Origin of the sequence: Agrobacterium sp. P15N1-A (assembly GCF_044626815.1) — a bacterium.
In the GTDB taxonomy this organism is placed as follows: Bacteria; Pseudomonadota; Alphaproteobacteria; order Rhizobiales; family Rhizobiaceae; genus Agrobacterium; species Agrobacterium leguminum.
The window spans coordinates 255,437-274,902 of sequence record NZ_JBIUPF010000001.1; the positions used below are offsets into that span (position 1 = coordinate 255,437).

General features: G+C 61.6%; 10 protein-coding genes. 4 read left to right on the forward strand and 6 right to left on the reverse strand.

What is annotated here, in order from left to right:
* Positions 1-217 precede the first annotated feature (217 nt).
* A complete protein-coding gene (locus ACIK7D_RS01260) occupies positions 218-6,571 on the forward strand; it encodes a hypothetical protein (protein ID WP_400155450.1) in 6,354 nt (2,117 codons plus the stop codon).
* A gap of 92 nt (positions 6,572-6,663) precedes the next feature.
* Here ACIK7D_RS01260 and ACIK7D_RS01265 read toward each other — a convergent pair whose 3' ends face one another.
* A complete protein-coding gene (locus ACIK7D_RS01265; protein ID WP_080817136.1) occupies positions 6,664-7,581 on the reverse strand; it encodes a PhzF family phenazine biosynthesis protein in 918 nt (305 codons plus the stop codon).
* A gap of 303 nt (positions 7,582-7,884) precedes the next feature.
* On the opposite strand from ACIK7D_RS01265, the gene ACIK7D_RS01270 reads away from it, so the two are divergent.
* The gene (locus tag ACIK7D_RS01270) at positions 7,885-8,658 is read left to right on the forward strand and encodes an NAD kinase (RefSeq protein WP_020810264.1); all 774 of its coding nucleotides are present in this window, start codon (positions 7,885-7,887) and stop codon (positions 8,656-8,658) included.
* A 21-nt stretch (positions 8,659-8,679) separates the two neighbouring features.
* On the forward strand, positions 8,680-9,180 hold the full coding sequence (locus ACIK7D_RS01275; RefSeq protein ID WP_400155451.1) for a hypothetical protein: 501 nt from the start codon (positions 8,680-8,682) through the stop codon (positions 9,178-9,180).
* Between the two features lie 27 nt (positions 9,181-9,207).
* Here the strand turns inward: ACIK7D_RS01275 and ACIK7D_RS01280 are convergent, their stop codons facing one another.
* From ACIK7D_RS01280 to ACIK7D_RS01295, 4 genes are all read right to left on the reverse strand, one after another.
* Positions 9,208-9,678, reverse strand: a complete 471-nt coding sequence (locus ACIK7D_RS01280) for a hydrolase (protein WP_400155452.1) — start codon at positions 9,676-9,678, stop codon at positions 9,208-9,210.
* A 75-nt stretch (positions 9,679-9,753) separates the two neighbouring features.
* Positions 9,754-10,885 (reverse strand): peptide chain release factor 2 gene (gene prfB, locus ACIK7D_RS01285; RefSeq protein ID WP_161987956.1). Its coding sequence is split into 2 segments (ribosomal slippage): positions 9,754-10,815 and positions 10,817-10,885, totalling 1,131 coding nucleotides; the frame shifts between segments, so codons are not numbered across the junction.
* A 98-nt stretch (positions 10,886-10,983) separates the two neighbouring features.
* Positions 10,984-13,431, reverse strand: coding sequence for a penicillin-binding protein 1A (locus ACIK7D_RS01290; protein WP_080817138.1), 2,448 nt, complete (start codon positions 13,429-13,431; stop codon positions 10,984-10,986).
* Positions 13,432-13,759: 328 nt separating this feature from the next.
* A complete protein-coding gene (locus tag ACIK7D_RS01295) occupies positions 13,760-15,019 on the reverse strand; it encodes an N-acetylmuramoyl-L-alanine amidase (RefSeq protein ID WP_174024935.1) in 1,260 nt (419 codons plus the stop codon).
* 645 nt (positions 15,020-15,664) lie between these two features.
* On the opposite strand from ACIK7D_RS01295, the gene ACIK7D_RS01300 reads away from it, so the two are divergent.
* Entirely contained in the window at positions 15,665-18,559 is a 2,895-nt protein-coding gene (locus tag ACIK7D_RS01300; RefSeq protein WP_400155453.1) for an Rne/Rng family ribonuclease, read from the forward strand.
* A gap of 150 nt (positions 18,560-18,709) precedes the next feature.
* On the opposite strand, the gene ACIK7D_RS01305 is transcribed toward ACIK7D_RS01300, so the two are convergent.
* The gene (locus ACIK7D_RS01305; protein WP_003521448.1) at positions 18,710-19,414 is read right to left on the reverse strand and encodes an SDR family oxidoreductase; all 705 of its coding nucleotides are present in this window, start codon (positions 19,412-19,414) and stop codon (positions 18,710-18,712) included.
* Positions 19,415-19,466: the final 52 nt, after the last annotated feature.

Sequence of the window (19,466 nt, forward strand, 5' to 3'; positions counted from 1 at the left end):
CGTTCCCACGAGGCTTAAGCTCAAGCTTTGTTATTGCGGCACAGTGATGTAATTTCGCCCGAAAGCTGGACCACCAGCATTTCGGGATTTGGTAAATGGCGGAATTGTTCTCTCTTCAAGGGATAATGTTCCGCTGGCATGATGGCGGCAGTCCGCTTGCGGAACGCAAGTGGTCAACGGCATGAAGCCGGGCGTATGTGTAACGAGGCGTAACCGCATGGCGAATAACAAGATCAGCGACTCTGTCGACGAGACTGCATTTCAGGCGTTGGAAGACGCCCTGCAGCTTGGCGCTTTCGAAGAAAAGCCGGAGACGCGGAAAACTGCAGCGCCGAAGCAGCCGGAGGCCAGATTGAAGGAAGCAAGCAGACAGACCCCTGCTCCCGAGGCCGCCCGCGCGCCCGCCGAACAGACGCCCAGATCGCCCAATCTCGAAGCGGCCAATGACGGTTCCAAGCGCAGCCCGGCCATGATCCTGAAATCGCTGGAAGGCGGCTCCATCGGCGGCGCGCTTCGCAACGCCACGATCATGTCGGTCATCTGGGCGCTCGGCGGTCTTGGCATCGCACATCTTCTTTATGGCAACGCGCTGTGGAACATCGCCTCGCTGGCCGATCTCACCGCGATCCCCGGCCTGATGGCGATCGTCGTCGGTATCCTCGTTCCCATCATGCTGTTCTTCGCCTTTGCGATCATGATGGCGCGCGCTCGCGATCTGCGCAACGCCGCCCGCTCCATGGCCGAAGTCGCCCTTCGCCTTGCCGAGCCGGAAACGGTCGCGTCCGACCGCATCATGTCCGTCGGCCAGGCGGTTCGCCGTGAAGTCTCGGCCATGAATGACGGCATCGAGCGCACAATCGCCCGCGCGACGGAACTCGAAACCCTCGTTCATTCCGAGGTCAACGCGCTTGAGCGCAGCTATGCCGACAATGAACTGCGCGTGCGCAGCCTCGTGCAGGAACTGACCGCCGAGCGCGACGCCATCGTCAATCATGCCGAGCGTATCCGCTCCTCCATCGTCGGTGCGCAGGAACAGATCAAGGAAGAGCTTTCCATCGTCGGTGAAGAGCTTTCGATGCGGATCGCCACGACCGGCGAGGCTTTCGCCTCGATGATCGACACCCGCTCGGCCGCGCTCTTGGAAAAATCGCGCGCCTCGACCGAAGCGATGGGCAGCCTGATCGCCGCCAAGACCGAAAACCTGCTTCAGGCGCTGAATTCCTCCGGCGCGACGCTGTCCAACGAATTCGACATGCGCCTGCACAACCTCACCTCGACGCTGGATGAGCGCGGTGAAGTCCTGCTCGAGCGTTTCGCGATCCATGCATCGACGCTGGATAGCGGTGCGGAAAGCCTCAACAGCGCGCTTGAAGAGCGCACCCGCCAGCTCAACGAAACGCTGTCCACGCGCACGCTCGAACTCAACCGCAATATCGATCGCGGCCAGCAGATCATCGGCGGTTCGCTGGATACCGTTCTCGACAAGCTGTCCACGACACTTGAAGAAAAGGGTCTCTCCTTCCGCCAGAGCCTGCAGAGCACGGCGGACGACGCGATCATGGATCTCGATCTTCGCTCCGGCCTCTATGAAGAGCGCATGCAGGCGACGGTCGGCCAGGTCAACTCTGCCTTCGACGAGCATGTGGCGCAGTTCGCCAGCGCCTTCGACCAGCGCGCCGGCAGCCTCGACAGCAAGCTGATGGAAAGCCTCGCCCGGATCAACGAGACCGTTGCCGGCGGCTCCGAAGCGCTAGACACCATGCTGAGCGCCGGTCTGGAGCGCATCGGCACCACCATGACCGATCAATCGCTGGCGCTCGCAACCGCGCTCGGCACGGGTCAGGAAATGCTGGAAAGCGCCCTTGAAAGCCGGACGCAGGCCTTCAGTGACGCAATCGGCCAGCGTACCGCCGAAATCACCGATGCCTTCACCAGTTCGCACGAGAAGATCGACGCCGTGCTGGCGGAACGCAGCAACGCCCTGTTCGGCGCACTTTCGGCCAGCCAGAACCGTTTCGACGAAGCGCTCGCCAGCCGTTCGATGGCGATTACCGGCTCTGTCTCCGGCACGGCCGAACGTCTCGCCGCCATGCTCGACGAACGTGCCGCCGCGATCAACAACGTCGTCGCCGATGTCGAGCGCCGTCTTGCCGAAACGCTCGAAACCAGGGCAGCAGCCATCACCGGCGCGGTTTCCGGCATCGAAGACCGCATCTCCGACACGCTGGAAAGCCGCACGGCCGCCCTGCATGACGTCGTCTCCGGCGCGGAGAGCCGTATTGCCGATACGCTTGACGGCCGCACGGCCGCGCTTTCCAGCGCCATTTCCGGCGTCGAGGAACGCATCGCCGACACGATGGACAGCCGCACGCTGTCGCTCGACATGACCTTTGCCAATGTCGAGGAAAGACTTTCCGAGACGCTCGACAACCGCACCTCTGCCCTTACCGGCATTGTCGCAAGTGCTGAGGAAAAGATTGCCGGCGCGCTCGACAGCCGCACGGCAACCTTCGGAGACGTGGTCGCCGGTGCTGAAACCCGCATCGCGGAAACGCTGGATGGCCGCACCGCAGCCCTCAACGCCGTTGTCTCCGGTGCTGAAGAACGCATCGCCGATGCGCTCGACAGCCGTACCATGGCGCTCGACATGGCATTCTCCGGCGCGGAAGAAAAAATCACCGAAGCGCTCGACACCCGCACCGCAGCCCTTGGCGAGCTGGTGGCCGGCGCCGAGACCCGCATCGCAGGGGCGCTCGACAGCCGAACCGAGTCGCTGAAAACCGTCGTTTCCGGCGCCGAAGAGCGGATCACCGATGTGCTCGACAGCCGCACCATGGCGCTCGACATGAGCTTCTCCGGCGTCGAGGAAAAGATCGCCGATATTCTCGACGGTCGCACCACAGCCCTGCAGAATGCCGTTTCAGGCGTCGAAGACCGCATTGCCGGCGCGCTCGACAGCCGTACTGCGGCCCTCTCGGGCATCGTCTCCGGTGCGGAGGAGCGCATCGCAGACGCGCTCGACAGCCGCACCATGGCGCTCGACATGGCGATTTCCGGCGTCGAGGAGCGTATCGCCGAGGCCATGGATGCCAGAGCATCGTCGCTTTCGCTTGCCGCAGCCGGCGTCGGCCAGCGTCTCGAAGCCACCGCATTCACGCTTGAAAACGCGCTTGCCAGCGGCCACGAACGGCTCGAAACCATGCTCGGTTCGCAGGCTGAACGCATTGCCGGATCGCTGGAGCGCAATAGCGGCCTGATCGAGCAGAGCGTCTCGGGCGCGGCCAACCGCATCGAAAGCGTTGTCGAAGACGGCAGCACCCGTTTTGCCCAGACGGTGGAAGAGGGCGTGTCCCGCCTCGAAAGCAATCTGTCGCAATCGCATGAGGATATTCGCACCGCGCTCGATCAGCGCCAGGCGGATCTTGCCGCGACGCTCAGCTCCGCCACGACCCAGATGGGCGACATGCTCTCCGAGCAGGCGATGATGATCGGCACCACGGTCGCCTCCAGCGCCAGCATGCTCGAACTGTCGCTCGAAACCCAGCAGGAAACGCTGCAGAAAGCGATCGACGGCAGCGCGCAGACGCTGGAAGAGCGCCTGCGCAACAGCGCCGGCGACATCGCCGTCAAGATCGGCGAGGCTGCCCGCGAAATCGGCGGTGCGACGGATGCCCTGTCCTCGAAAATCGAGACCTCCATCGGCAATGTCACCACCCGTCTCGATGAGACCGGCGCCCGTATCGAGACCTCCCTCGATATGCTGCAGGCACGCGTCGGCGGCGATCTCGCCAATGTAAACACCTCGATCGAAGATGCCGGCCGCCGCTTCGCTGAAGCGCTGGAAGACAAGACGGCCGTCTTCGCCCGCACCAGCGACGAGGCAGCCGAGCGCATCACCGGTATTCTGGACGAACAGACCACGCGTGTCGCGGACACGTTCGAAAACCGGACCAGCCGTCTGGCAGAGACCATCGATACCGGCACGGCCCGTATCGATGAACGCCTCGGCACCATGGACCGGGCATTGACCATCGGTCTTGAAAACGTTAACCGCACCATTGAAGGCAAGGCGAGCGATCTCGCCGTCAGCCTGCGCGGCGCGGTCACCTCCGCCACCCAGAGCATCGGCGAAGAAGCCGTGCGCTCCACCTCCCTTCTCGCCAAATCCGGTTCGGAATTCGCCGAACAGGTGCAGGCGCAGAACGAGGCCTTCACCAAGGCCATCGAGGAACGCTCCGGCGAGATCGTCAACCGCATTTCGGATGCCCAGACGCGTCTTTCCGGTCAGGCCGCCGCCGTGGCCCAAACCTTCTCCGAGGCAGGCAACATCATCGTCAACAAGGTTGCCGAGGCTGAAGCCGTCGTCCGCTCTCAGGTCGGCGTCATTTCCGAGACGCTCACCGGTGTCGAATCCGCCCTCGATGCTCGCGGCGAATCCATCCGCTCGGCGCTGGACAACCGCACCCGCGAACTCAATTCGATGCTGGCCAGCCGCTCCGCCGAGCTTTCGCGCCTGATCGAGGAGAAAGCCAAGCCGGTGGTCGATGAATATGCCACCATCGGTCGCGAAGCCGCCGAAAAGATCGTTTCCGCAGCCCAGCAAAGCGCGGATCTTCTGTCGCAGAGCAACAGCGGCATGGTCGGTATGGTGGAACAGGCGATCAGCGATTACGCCGCTGCCGGAACGGATGCGGCAAGCAAGCTCGTCGCCGCCACCCGCCAGAGCACCGACATGCTGTCGGAGACGCATACGGCCATGGCGGACGCCGTCGAACAGGGCATCGACAAATATGCCCGCGCTGGCAGCGATGCGGCCAACAAGCTGGTGGCCGCCACCCGCCAGAGCACGGATATGCTGTCGCAGACCCATAACAGCATGGCGGAAATCGTCGAACAGTCGGCAACCAACTTCAACTCCGCCGTCGAGCGCGCCGCACAGGGCTTCGGCGCGGCAGACGAGGCATTGAACGCCTCGGCGACCCGCTTCTCCGAATCCGCCTCGCAGGCCGCCGACATGGTGTCCAGCTCCAGCCGTCTGCTAGAAGGAAAGATCGACCGCCTGTCGAATATTTCCGGCCAGACGCTGGCGCAGGTTGCCGGCATCGTCGGCCGTTTCGAGGAACATTCGAAGGTGCTGAGCCAGGCTTCCGAGCTCCTCAATGCCGCACAGTCGAGCCTCGTCGGCACGCTGGAGGAGCGCCAGGACGCGCTGCGCAGCCTGTCGGTCGGCCTCGTCAAGCGTTCCGAGGAAATCGAAAGCGCCATGCGCAACGTCATCGGCGTGGTGGAAACCACGCTCAACGAGGCCGAGGAGCGTTCGCAGAACGTCGCCGGCAATCTGCGCGACAATCTGCAGGCCTCCTTCTCCGATATCGGCCGTTCGCTCGATGAGACCGAACAGCGCGCCCGCTCGGCGGCACAGACCATGCGGGGCGCCCTGCTGTCGGCCGGTCAGGATGCCAGCCGCTCGATTGAAAGCACGCTGTCCGACGCGCAGAAATATTCCGACGAGCTGGTCAACCGCCTGCGCGGCGGTGTCGAATCCTCGCTTTCGGAAGTCGACAATCTTCTCGGCAGCGCCTCGGAAAAATCGAATGCCGCCGCAGCCAGCCTCAAGGAGACGCTGCGTCAGGCCGTGGAAGAAGCGGTCAGCCGCTTCGCCGGCGCGACGGACGAAATCCGCCGCTCCAGCCACGATATCCGCCGCGAACTGGATGCGACGCGTGCGGAACTGAAGCGCGGCGCCTTCGACCTGCCGGAAGAAGCCAAGGAAAGCGCTGCCGCCATGCGTCGCGCCGTTTCCGAACAAATCAAGGCTCTGCAGGATATTTCCCAGCTCGTCGGTCGTTCGACCCACCAGATGGAAGTCTCCGAGCCGGTTGCCCGCGCCATCGCCGCAACTCAACCGGCGGCCGAGCGCCGTGTCGAGACGCGTCCGCAGCCGGCAGCCCCGGCTCCGGTTCAGCAGCAGCGCCCGGCCCAGCCGCAGCCTGCTCCCGCACCGGCCGCATTGCGCGGCACCCTGCCGCTTGAAAACCGTCAGGTCGAGAACCGTCAGGCGCCTGCCCCGGCCCAGCCGGGTGCTCCGGCCGGACGCCGCGAAGAAGGCGGCGGCTGGATCAGCGATTTGCTGCGCGGCGCATCACAGGAAACGCCAGCGGCGTCCGCACCACGCGCCGGCGCGGAACAGCAGCCGACCCGTGCGGCCGACACCCGCAATCCGCGCCACATGGTGGAATCGCTGAACTCTCTCTCGGTCGACATCGCCCGCGCCATCGATCACGACGCTTCCGTGGAGCTGTGGCGGCGCTACCAGCGCGGCGAGCGCGATGTCTTCACCCGTCGCCTCTATACGCTGAAGGGTCAGACGACCTTCGACGAAATCAAGCGCAAATATGAGCGGGAAGCGGAATTCCGCACCGCCGTGGATCGCTACATCACCGATTTCGAGAAGCTGCTCGCTGATGTGGCCCGCACCGACCGCGACCGGACCGTGACACAGTCCTACCTCACCTCCGATACCGGCAAGGTCTATACGATGCTTGCCCATGCGGCGGGCCGGTTCAACTGAGCCGGACGCTGAAATGACAAAACCCCGGTCAAGACCGGGGTTTTTCTTTTATCGCTCTTCGATGGCGTCGAACTGAGCGGGTAACGCTGAAATCAAATCTCGAACGTGCCCGAAGCAACACGCACCGCGTGGCCGCCGATGCGGGCGCGGGCGATTTCGCCGTCCTTGATGTCCATGCGCAGGTGGATATGGGACGGTCGTTCCATCTCCACGCCCTGCTCGATGAGCAGCGGATAATGGCCGTCGGTCAGGCCGTCGAAATGGTGGATCGCGCCGGAAAGGGCGGCGGCGGCGGAACCGGTCGCAGGGTCTTCCGAAATGCCCATATCCGGAGAGAACATGCGGGCGTGGAACTTCGCAGCGTGGTTGACGCCGCCGCGACAGTAGATATAGGCCGCCGTCAGACGTCCTTCGACCAGCGGTGCGGTGCGCAGCCAAAGATTGGCATCGAAATCCATATCCCTGATGGCGGCGATATTGTGCAGGGGTACGAGCAGGAACGGCACCCCGGCCGTCCAGATCGACGGCACATGGTTTTCAAAGCCGAGATGTCCTTCGCTGACGCCCAACGCATCGGCAAGCGCGGTGTGATCGAGCGGTAGTTCCACGCGGGATGATTTGCGCGGCAGGTCGAATTCCGCGAAGCTGACCGCGCCGGCACGCATCTTCACCGCGCAACGCACCGGACCCACCTGCTCTTCCAGCACGCAGACCATATCGATATCGTCATCGCCCTCGCCGCGATTTCGCTCGGCGATGGCCACCGCCGCGCCGACTGTCGGATGGCCGGCGAAGGGCAATTCACCCGACGGCGTGAAGATGCGCAGCGAGGCCGCATGCGCCGGGTTGGTGGATCGGTTGACGAAAACCGTCTCGGAGAGGTTCATTTCCCGCGCGATTGCCTGCATCGTGGCCTGGGGAAGATCATCGGCGTCATACATGACCGCCAGCGGGTTTCCCGCCATTTTCGTCTCGGTAAAGACATCGTAGATATCGTAGTTCAGCGCCACATCCGTCTCCTGCCACTCGTCATTCCGACTGCCCTGGCAAACTGCATCAGGCCGTGCCGCATCGCAACCCTTGTCGGCGAGCGCAAATCAAGAAGCTGTGGACCGGAGCGGTGCGGTCCGCCGTCAGGGAACGCCTGCGTCTTCGAAAGGCCTTGTCGCCAGCCGCCGTCTTCATGTACCAAGGATGCGTCTGGCGGCTTGTTATCGACCTCCCTGTCGAGGTTTCAAGATTTCGAGCCGCTTCAACGGGTTACAGCGCCTTGCGTGGACGGTTTCCGGTCCGCGCGTTGTTGAGGGAAGCGGATGTCGCATTCTACCTATTCACTGTCCTTCGTCGCCTCCGCAACCGAGGAGGCGCAGACGGCGCTGAAAGAGCTGAAAGGCATTTACGGCGATACGCCGTTCGAAGAGGCGGAGGTGATCGTCGCGCTCGGCGGCGATGGCTTCATGCTGCAGATTCTCAACGAGACGATGAATTCCGGCAAGCGGGTCTATGGCATGAACCGTGGGTCCGTCGGCTTCCTGATGAATGACTACCGGGTGGACGGCCTGCTGGAGCGCATCGCGGTGGCGAGCGGCAATGATTTCCATCCCCTGCGCATGACGACGACGGATTCCGACGGCGACGAGTTTACGGCACTTGCCATGAACGAGGTCAGCCTGTTTCGCCAGTCGCATCAGGCCGCCAAGCTTCGCGTTGAGGTGGACGGCAAGGTGCGGCTTGAAGAATTGATCTGCGACGGCATGATGGTGGCGACCCCGGCAGGGTCGACAGCCTACAATTTCTCCGCCCATGGACCCATCCTGCCGCTGGAATCGCCGCTGCTTGCGCTCACCCCCGTCAGCGCTTTCCGTCCGCGGCGCTGGCGCGGCGCGCTTTTGCCGAATAAGGTAACGGTCGATATTCATGTTCTCGAACGCGACAAGCGCCCGGTGAATGCGGTGGCCGACCACACCGAGGTGAAATCCGTTCGTCACGTTCGGATCGCACAATCGCAGGACAGGACGGCCAGAATTCTCTCGGATCCGGATCGTTCATGGTCGGACCGGGTTCTCGCCGAACAGTTCAACAATTGACGTCCACAATCGACAATGGCCATGCAACTGACAAGACCTATCCTCGCTGCCTTTCTTTTCGCCGCCGCCGCGCTTCCCGTGCGGGCGCAGACGGAAGCGATTGACGCGCTGCCGGTCTCGGCAATCTTCGTCGTCAGCAGCGGCATGTGGGAAGATCGCAATCTTGAGCCGGTGAAAGGCCCGGACGGACAGCTGCGGCCGCCGCCTGCCTCGCCCACACGCGGCTATTACAAGGTCATCGCCATCCGCCAGAGCGACGGCACGGCGAAAATCTACCTGCAGCGCATCGTCTTTACCGCCGACGGGCCGAATCTCCTGGACAATATCGAGCTGGAAGAATTCAGCCAGATGAAGTCCTATGTCACGGATATTCGTCCCGAAAGCTCGAATGGCGCACCCGCCTCGCCCGGCCTGTTCGTGACCGTCTACCTGAAGACGGACCCGATGAGCAAGGAAGCGGAAAGCTGGACGATCCTGATCGACGAGCTGGGCGAGATGAAGATCGAGAAAGCGTCGAACTGATCGGCCCGATGCGCGGGCCGGGCAAGGTTACGCTCGCAGTGCCTCCGGTCCGGCAAGAACCGCACCGAAATGATGTTTCCACAATCTCGCCCCGAGTTCACCGCTGCGGTCGAGACTGGAGCCCACTGTAAGCCACGGCAACAGCGTGGGATGCAGCCCCGCATCGAAGAGGGCAAAACCGGCGGCCAGCACGCAGGTATCGGCCTGAATGCCGCAGACCAGCACCCTGTCGAGTTTCAGCGACAGAAGATGGTCGATGACCTCCCGGGGTGGCGCATAACCGTGTTTGATGAAAACGCGATCTGCCGCAACAAGCGACTCGTCGTCCCTGCCCGGTTTCCAGCCGAGTTGCCGCTCAAAGGGTGTCACGCTTTCATCATGACGCTCGACGGTAGCGATGCTGGGCATTGTCAGGGCGAGAGCGGATATTTCCGCCACCAGCGCAGCCGGCGGATTGAAGCTTGGCTGGACGTCGACGATATAGAGCGCCTGTTTCATGCTTGTCCTCCAACGAAAAACCCCTCGCGATGGGTTTGCGAGGGGTAATCTTTTTCAATCGACGCACTTGGCGCGTCAGTCGATATCCGCGACTTCCACATCCGCGCCACCGCTGATGCGATGGGCAAGAGCGGCTTCCATGAATTCGTTCAGGTCGCCGTCCAGCACGTTGCCGGGTGCCGTGCTTTCCACGCCGGTGCGCAGGTCCTTGACCAGCTGGTAAGGCTGCAGAACGTAGGAGCGGATCTGGTGACCCCAGCCGATATCGGTCTTGGAGGCAGCCTGGGCGTTTGCCGCCTCTTCCCGCTTCTGCAGTTCCACCTCGTAGAGGCGGGCGCGCAGCATGTCCCACGCCTTGGCGCGGTTCTTGTGCTGGGAACGCTCCTGCTGGCAGGCGACGGCAATACCGGTCGGAATATGCGTGATACGCACGGCCGAGTCGGTGGTGTTGACGTGCTGGCCGCCCGCGCCGGACGAACGATAGGTATCGATGCGGCAATCGCTCTCATTGATGTCGATCTGGATCGAATCGTCGACGACGGGGTAAACCCAGACGGAAGAGAACGATGTGTGGCGACGCGCATTGCTGTCATAGGGCGAAATACGAACGAGGCGATGCACGCCCGATTCCGTCTTCAGCCAGCCGAAGGCATTGTGGCCCTTGACGAGGATCGTCGCGGACTTGATGCCGGCTTCTTCGCCGTCGTGAACTTCGAGCACCTCGACCTTGAAACCTTCGCGGTCGGCCCAGCGGGTATACATGCGCAGAAGCATGTTCGCCCAGTCCTGGCTTTCGGTGCCGCCGGCGCCGGAATGCACTTCGAGATAAGTATCGTTGGTGTCGGCTTCGCCTGACAGCATGGCTTCCACCTGACGGCGGTTCGCCTCGCTCTTCAATGCTTTCAATGCGTCTTCGGCGTCCTTGACGATCTCGTCATCGCCTTCCATTTCGCCGAGTTCGATCAGCTCGATATTGTCCTTGAGCTGCTGCTCCAGCGCCTTGACGCCGTTGATGCTGTCATCCAGCTGCTGGCGTTCGCGCATCAGCTTCTGGGCTTCAGTGGCATCGTTCCAGAGGGTCGGGTCCTCTGCCTTGTTATTCAACCAGTCCAGTCGTCTTATCGCCTGGTCCCAGTCAAAGATGCCTCCTCAGCAGGCTTATGGCCTGCTTGATTTCGTCGACTACGTTCACGATTTCATTGCGCATTTCGCTGGTTCTTCACCTTCATTGAAACTCGTTGCTCAAATAAATGCGGGGGGCGCGGATGTAAAGACCCGCGCGCCCGCCAAACGTCAGGAGTGATATCAATAAAGACCGCCGCCACCGCCGGTGATGGCCTGCTGCGCCTGCGGCGAGGTCTTCAGAATGTCTTCCTGCGACATGTATCCGTCATCGCCGATGACAGAGAAGGTGGAAGCAGGACCCGTGCCGGGCTTGAAGGCTTCCATGATGGTGTCCGGCTCGCCCTCGACCGCCGCCATGCCCGTCTTGCGGTTGACGGCGACGAAGTTCATGCCGGCAGGCACGATGAACTTGCTCGGCTCCATGTGCTTGGCCGCATCGGAGATGAACTCGCCGAAGATCGGCGCGGACAGCGACCCGCCGGTGCCGCCGCGGCCGAGAGGTGCGGGCGAATCGAAACCGATATAGAGGCCGGCGACCATGTCCGGTGTGTAACCGACGAACCAGGCATCCTTTTCATCGTTGGTGGTGCCCGTCTTGCCGGCAACCGGCAGATCGACCTTGATCTTGCCCGCCGCCGTGCCGCGCTGCACGACGCCTTCCAGCATCGAAGTCGTCTGATAGGCGGTCATCGGGTCGAGAACCTGTTCGCGATTGTCGACGATGACAGGCTCGTCCTGGTTCTGCCAGCTTGTGGCGTTGCAGCCTTCGCAGGCGCGCTCCTCATGCCGGAAGATCGTCTTGCCGTAGCGGTCCTGAATGCGGTCGATCAGCGTCGGCTTGATCTGCTTGCCGCCATTGGCGATGACCGAATAGGCCGAGACCATACGCATCACGGTCGTTTCACCCGAACCGAGCGACATGGACAGAAGCGGCGGCATCTTGTCGTAGATGCCGAAGCGTTCGGCATATTCCGCGACCAGATTCATGCCCATGTCCTGCGCCAGACGCACCGTCATGAGGTTACGGGATTTCTCGATACCGAGACGCAAGGTCGACGGACCGGCGGAACCGCCGCCGTAATTCTGCGGCTTCCAAACCTGATTGCCGGAAACGACCTCAATCGGCGCATCGAGAATGACCGATGCCGGGGTATAACCATTGTCGAGCGCGGCCGCATAGATGAACGGCTTGAATGAGGAACCCGGCTGGCGCATCGCCTGCGTCGAGCGGTTGAATTCCGACTGCGCATAGGAGAAGCCGCCGACCATGGCCAGAACACGGCCGGTATGCGGGTCCATCACCACCATGCCGCCCTGCACTTTCGGCGGCTGGCGCAGGCGGTATTCATTGCCGGAATTGGCAAGCGGCTGCGCATAAACCACGTCACCGGCCGAGAGGACACCGACCGGCGACTTGGCGGTGGCCTTCTTGCCGGTCGCATCGCGGAAAGCCCAGCGCATATTTTCAGCGGAAATATGGCCGCGCGTGCGCTTGTCGCCATCTTCCGTTTCCGTATCCGGCTGCACGCCGATATCGACGCCATCGGCAGCGACGGCAAGCACCACAGCGACCTTCCATTCCGGAACGTCGCGCAGGCCCTTGACCTTGGCGAGCGCCGCCGTCCAGTCACCCGCAGTCTCGATCTTTTCGACGGGTCCGCGGAAACCGCGACGCTCATCATATTGCACCAGACCGTCCTGAAGCGCCTTGCGTGCTTCCATCTGGATCTGCGGATCGAAAGAGGTGCGGACCGAGAGCCCGCCTTCGAGAAGCGCTTCCTCGCCATATTTCTCGACGATCTGACGACGGACTTCCTCGGCGAAATAATCGGATGCGAAGATATGCGCGCCACCGCGACGCAGATTGACGCCAAGCGGCTGCTTTTTGGCGTCCGTGGCGTCGGCGACCGTGATGTAGCCGTTTTCGGCCATGCGGTCGATCACCCAGTCACGGCGCTCAAGAGCCGCCTTTTCGCGGCGGATGGGATGGTAATTGGCGGGCCCCTTCGGCAGCGATGCGAGATAGGCGGTTTCCGCAATCGTCAGTTCCGTCACCGATTTGTTGAAATAGGTGAGCGCCGCGCCGGCAATGCCGTAGGAATTCAGGCCGAAGAAAATCTCGTTGAGATAAAGCTCGAGAATCTTGTCCTTGGAATAGGTCTGCTCGATACGGAAGGACAGAATGGCTTCCTTGAGCTTGCGGTCAATGGTCTGGTCGTTGGTCAGAAGGAAGTTCTTCGCCACCTGCTGGGTGATGGTGGAGGCGCCGACCGGACGGCGGCCAGAGCCGAGATTTTGGATATTGACGAGAATGGCGCGGCCAAGGCCGAAGACATCCACACCCGGATGGTTGTAGAAATTCTTGTCTTCCGCCGAAAGGAAGGCCGCCTTCACACGGTCGGGTATGGCCTGGATCGGCAGGAACAGGCGCTTTTCATGGGCATATTCCGCCATCAGCGCACCGTTACCGGCATGCACGCGGGTCGTTACCGGCGGCTCATAGGTGCTCAGAACTGCGTAATCCGGCAGGTCCTTCGTCACGCCGTGCAAATAAATCGCACCGGCGGCGGCGGCGCACAGGAAGAGCACGCTGGCCAAGCCGAAAAAATATCCAATCAGTCTGATCATACCAAGCTACCGATAATTCGAATCGTAACCATCAACGCCCGACGATATACGGGCGCATCCTTGCATATCGCGTGCCGTTTTGCACACCATACCTTCGATGACAAGCCGGATACGGCAGCATTCGCTGATATGTTACCGGGCGGCAGGCCCGCAATCGCGCTGCGGACGCTTTGCGGATCGCCACCGAATCCGCTTCCCGAGTAACGCGGCGAATGTGAGTAAAATAGGGCTTCGTCTTCGTAATCGTCCGCAAGACCAAAGAATTGAACAGCTTTTCGGCGGTCAATGGCAGGGCGGCAACAGCATTGCCGCTCCGCCGGCCGGCCTCTCAGCCGCCATTTGCCATGGCCTTGGCGCGGTATCGCCCAACGGCGGTCGCCAGCGTATCGGCCACCTTCTTGCGCCATTCCCCATCGAGAAGCAGCTTTTCGTCTTCCGGATTGGAGAGGAAACCGAGTTCCAGCAGCACCGACGGCACATCATGGGCGCGCAGCACCATGAAACCGGCGTAACGGTGCGGATTGTTGATGAGCCCCACCTGCCCCTCAAAGGAGGAGACGATGTTTTCAGCCAGCGTCACCGAAAAGGCCTGCGTTTCACGGCGGGTGAAATCGAGAAGAATATCGGCGACCTCCGGCGGCTCGCTGGAGGCGGCAACACCCGCGATCTGATCGGACTTGTTTTCGCGCTCCGCCAGTTCCTGCGCCTGCCGGTCCGATGCCCGGTCCGACAATGTATAGACGGTCGCGCCCCGGATGCCCTTTTGCTTCAACGTATCCGCATGAAGGGAAATAAAGAGATTGGCATTGTTCTGGCGGGCGATGGTCACCCGTTCCGACAAGGCGAGAAAGGTATCTGAATCGCGCGTCAGGAAAGCCTTGATACCGGGTTCGCGGTTCAGCCGCTCGGCGAGTTCCCTGGCGAAAGTCAGCGTGATGACCTTTTCCTCGGTGCCGGTGGTGCCGCCGGTGGCGCCGGCGTCGATGCCGCCATGGCCGGCATCGACCGCGATGACGAATTCCGCTGGCCGCGACGTCTTGTCATCCGGCGTGATCGCGGCAGTCGTCACCGGTGCCGGCGCCTGCCACTGCTGATCCTTTACCAGTTCCGCGAACTTGCCCTTGGTGGTGATTTCCGTATCGAGCACAAAATGGAAAGATTGGCCATTATCGGTCTTTTTGGTTTCGGCAACCGCCACCTGAACCGGTTTTTTCGCCGTCAGCACGATGCGAGCGCTGTTCTGCCCCATGCTGCCGAAACGTATATCCGAAAAAAGACCGGTCGGCTTCAGGTCGGATGCGGGAAAGCTGAAATTCACCGCCGGAAAATCCACGACGATGCGGGCGGGCGAATCGAGATAGTGAACGTCGAATTCCGGCTCTTCGGCGAAATCGAGAACGATGCGCGTGCGCGCCTCATCGCCGATGATCCGCGCCTGATGAACGACGAGCGGCTCCACGGCATGGGCTGCCGGCGCGGCGGAAACAGAGGCGGCGACGGAAAATGCCAGGGCCGCCGCAAGCCGCGCGATTCGCGCGCCAAGCCGCCCTCTCCCACCGAATATCGCTGCGTTGCGCGTGAAATTCATGGTCTTCAAGAAATTCCGTATTTCAGTCATTTTCGATAAACGGCGAGGAAAAACGCCGGCAACAGTGCCGTTTCAACCACGCCGTACGATAGTTTGCGCGTTTGCGCCCCACAATCGCAGGCCTTGGTGAACCAATTGTTAACCCGGAAATTCCACCAATAATATGGCATATTTAGCCAGCCTATTGCTATTATGACAGAGAAAACATACAACACGGATGAGGGTTAAAAGTGTTGACGGGATAGATGCCCGCCGGCTGCCAATCGAAAAAGACGCTGGCGCTGCAAATCGGGCAATCATCTGCCGTCGTTACATTTATCCTGAAACTCGATCAATTCCGGCCGTGGCCGGAGACCTACCCGGTGGCGCTGCCACCGCCGCTCTGAGGAGAGCAAATTCATCGGATCCCAAGGGGTCTATATATTATTGTCGTTCCGCCTGGCCAATGATGTCGCAGCAGTTTTCACATGAACCGGATACCAGGAGCAGGCCAAGCGCCTCGCCGTCGGTCCGGATGCTGCCAGTTTACAGACGCCCGGCAGGAGACTTCATTTCCGGCACATCCTTGCACTCATATGAAAGGCTCGTCCGTGTGGCGGGCCTGTTCTCGTATAAAACAAGGCTGCGCCGAGGAGCACAGCTTACATGGCAGACAAAATGCTTATCGACGCCTCCCACGAAGAGGAGACACGCGTAGTCGTTGTCCGTGGGAACCGGATCGAAGAATTCGATTTCGAATCGGAGCACAAGAAACAGATCCGCGGCAATATCTATCTTGCCAAGGTCACCCGCGTTGAGCCTTCCCTTCAGGCGGCCTTCGTGGATTACGGTGGAAACCGCCACGGCTTTCTCGCTTTTGCAGAAATCCATCCGGATTATTATCAGATTCCGCTTGCCGACCGTCAGGCCCTCCTGAAAGCGGAAGCCGAGGATCATCGCCGCAGCGACGATTTCGAATCCGCTGATGCACCCGAGCCCGGCGCCCCCATGATCGACCTTTCGCAGGTGGATCAGCCGGATGTCGGCATTGTTTCCGCCAGCGAAACCACTGAAACGGTCGTCGTGGAAGAGATTGCGCCTGTCGCAGAAGAGGGTTCCGGGGAAGCGGCCGTCGAGGCCGTAGCCGAAGAAGCGCCCGCAGAGGAAGAAAAGCCGAAGAAGCGCACCCGTCGCCCCCGCGCCAAGAAGAAGACAGCGGAAGAAGAAGCCGCAGCGGCCGAGGCCGCCGAAGCGTCTTCCGAAGACGATGGCAGCACCGGCGGCGAAATGGCCGCCATGGTCGATACCGATACGATTTCCGAGGAAGTCGAGGGTCTTCGCCGCGGCAATGACGATGATGACGACGACGATGACGATCACCACGAAAAGGAAGTGATCGAATCCGTCGGCGCCGAAGACGCCATGGAAGAGGTTCCGGACCGCGTCGCCCGCAAGCCGCGCAAGCAGTATCGCATTCAGGAAGTCATCAAGCGCCGCCAGATCCTTCTGGTGCAGGTGGCCAAGGAAGAGCGCGGCAACAAGGGTGCGGCGCTGACCACTTACCTGTCACTCGCCGGCCGTTATTCCGTTCTGATGCCGAATACGGCGCGTGGCGGCGGTATTTCCCGCAAGATCACCCAGCCGACCGACCGCAAGCGCCTGAAGGAAATCGCGCGCGATCTGGAAGTTCCGCAGGGCATGGGCGTGATCCTGCGCACCGCTGGCGCAAACCGCACCCGCGTCGAAATCAAGCGCGACTTCGAATATCTGATGCGCCTGTGGGAAAACGTCCGCACGCTGACGCTGAATTCCACAGCTCCATGCCTCGTTTACGAGGAAGGTTCGCTCATCAAGCGTTCGATCCGCGACCTCTACAACAAGGATATCGGCGAGATCATCGTTTCGGGCGAAGACGGCTACCGTGAAGCGAAAGACTTCATGAAGATGCTGATGCCGAGCCATGCCAAGGTGGTTCAGCCTTACCGCGACATTCACCCGATCTTCTCGCGCTCCGGTATCGAAGCCCAGCTCGACCGCATGCTGCAGCCGCAGGTGACGCTGAAGTCCGGCGGTTATCTCATCATCAACCAGACGGAAGCGCTGGTTTCCATCGACGTCAACTCCGGCCGTTCGACCCGCGAGCATTCCATTGAGGAAACCGCGTTGACGACGAACCTGGAGGCGGCGGAAGAAGTGGCGCGCCAGCTGCGCCTGCGCGACCTTGCCGGTCTTGTCGTCATCGACTTCATCGACATGGAAGAAAAGCGCAACAACCGCGCTGTCGAGAAGAAGCTCAAGGATTGCCTGAAGAACGACCGCGCCCGCATCCAGGTCGGCCGCATCTCGCATTTCGGCCTCCTGGAAATGTCGCGCCAGCGCATTCGCGCTTCGGTGCTGGAATCGACCACGCAGGTCTGCCAGCACTGCGGTGGCACGGGCCATGTTCGCTCGGAATCCTCCATCGCGCTGCATGTGCTGCGCGGCGTCGAGGAATATCTGCTGCGCAACACCACCCACAACATCACGGTGCGCTGCACGCCGGAAACGGCGCTCTACCTGCTCAACCACAAGCGCGGCACGATCGTCGATTATGAAGGCCGCTTCGGCGTGTCGATCATCATCGCTGCTGACGCCGGCGTCGGTGCGCAGCATTTCGCCATAGATCGCGGTGAAGCCGTCGAAAATCCGGTGAAGATCGAAAGCCTCATCCAGATGCTGCCGAACTTCGTGGAAGAGGAAGACGATTTCGTCGCCGAGGTGGAAGAGGACGAAGACGAGGAAGAAATCGTCAAGGCCCAGAGCACCGAGCCACGCCAGCAGCAGCAGGGCGACAATGGCGAGGAAGGCAAGCGCAAGCGCAAGCGTCGCCGCCGCCGTCGCGGCAAGGGCGGTCAGGGCGAGCAGAACGGCGCGCTCGACGCCCAGTCCGGCGATGCGGAAGGCGATGATGCCGAAGGTGACGACGATGGCGTCGAAACCGATGAGGCCGATGCTGAAACCGAAAACGGTGCAGCGGAAGCGGTAACCTCCGAAGAGGACGGCAAGCGCAAGCGCCGCCGTCGCGGCAAGCGCGGCGGACGTCGCAACCGTGCGGAAGACGAGGCGCTCGATGCTGCCGACTCGGAAGCCGAAGGTGAAAGCGAAGAGGCTTCCGCCGAAGCATCCGTAACCGAAGAGCCGACCGCCGCCGAGGTGGTGGAAGGTGCGGTTGCCGAGGTCGCGGAAGACGAAGTGCCGAAAAAGCCGAGGCGCACCCGCAAGGCAAAGGCCAAGACTGAAACCGAGGAAGCGCCGAAGGCGGAAGCCGTTGAAACGGTGGAGCCGGTGATCGTCGAGGAAACCGTCGTCGACGTCGCGATTGAAGAAGCAGGTGAGGCATCGGTCGATCTGGCTTCGGAAGCGGAAGCACCGGCAACGGAAGAAAAGGTCCGCGCGAACCGGGGCAGCAATGTTTCGAGCTCGGAGCCGGTGGTCACCTCTTCCGGTTCCTCCACCCCCGCCGATGGCGACGAGCCGAAGCCCCGCAAGGGCGGCTGGTGGCAGCGCAAGGGCTTCTTCTGAGAGAAGCCACATCCTCAATAAAAGACGCCCGCAACGATGTTGCGGGCGTTTTCTTTTATCGGCGCAAAGAACAGGGCGTTTTTTTGAGCCGCTGACATTTCCTCATCCCTGTGCTTGTCAGAGGGATGAGGAGTGGGAAAGGCCCACCCGTCAAACAGACCGCGTCAGCCCGCCATCAACGCGGATATTCTGACCGGTAATATACCCTGCCCCCTCAGATGCGAGAAATGCCACGGTGGCGGCGATCTCCTCGCTCTTGCCGTAACGCTGCATCGGCACGCTCTCTCGGCGTTCCTCCGTCGCCGGCAGGCTGTCGATCCAGCCGGGCAGAACATTGTTCATGCGCACATTGTCGGCCGCATAGGTATCGGCGAAAATCTTGGTGTAGGAGGCAAGGCCGGCGCGGAACACGGCGGATGTCGGGAACATGCTGCTCGGCTCGAAAGCCCAGGCGGTAGAGATGTTGACGATGGCGCCCGCCTTCTGTTTCACCATGATAGGGGCGACGATCCGTGTCGGGCGGATGACGTTCATGAGGTAGACATCGAGGCCGGTGTGCCATTGCTCGTCGGTAATATCGAGAATGGAGGCACGCGGGCCATGGCCGGCGCTGTTGACCAGCACATCGATGCGGCCGAATTTTTCGAGCGTCAAATCCGTGAGCCGCTGGAGATCGTCATTGGACTGGTTGGAGCCGGTGACGCCGATTCCGCCCAGCTCCTGCGCCAGCGCCTCTCCCTTGCCAGAAGAGGACAGGATTGCGAGTTTGTAGCCATCCGCGGCCAGACGTTTCGCCACGGCAGCCCCCATGCCGCTGCCGCCTGCCGTTACAATCGCTACTTTTTCCGTCGACATCGCTTTTCTCCTTGTCCAATCCTAAGTGTTCGCACCACATTGCCCATCTATA